Raw genomic sequence first — 428 nt, 5'->3', positions numbered from 1 at the left:
TTCTGATCTTCATTCCGTTCGTGATCATCGATCTGGTGGTCGCCAGCGTGTTGATGTCGATGGGCATGATGATGCTGTCGCCGATGTTGATCTCGGCACCGTTCAAGATCTTGTTGTTCATCCTGGTGGATGGGTGGGTGTTGGTGGTGGGCACGCTGGCGGCGAGCTTTAACGCGTCGTAGGTGTGGGCGCGCGTTGCGCGCGGTAGCACGGTCTTAGTTGGCTGAGTGTTCCGCACGGCAACGCTGCACTGCTCAACCATCAGCTCTGCTTGCCGCTTGCCGCTTGCCGCTTGTTGCTTGTGCTTGTTGCTTCGCCTTCGCTTTGGCTTTGGCTTTGGCTTTCAGCTTCTCCGGGGCCCCATACCGCAGCGGCAGGCCATTCGGGGCAAACCCCGCAGGGGCGGCGCGCATGGATGCGCGACGTTT

At 60.0% G+C, this 428-nt stretch carries 1 pseudogene; it reads left to right on the top strand.

The window, feature by feature from the left end:
• Window positions 1-182 (top strand): annotated as a pseudogene (locus C0541_RS03430) (flagellar type III secretion system pore protein FliP); the annotation flags it as partial.
• Between the last annotated feature and the right edge of the window lie 246 nt (window positions 183-428).

It is taken from the genome of Xanthomonas arboricola (assembly GCF_003353015.1).
Lineage (GTDB): Bacteria > Pseudomonadota > Gammaproteobacteria > Xanthomonadales > Xanthomonadaceae > Xanthomonas > Xanthomonas arboricola_E.
Note: the sequence above shows the minus strand (reverse complement) of the source record. Positions and strands in the feature narration are given on the sequence as shown.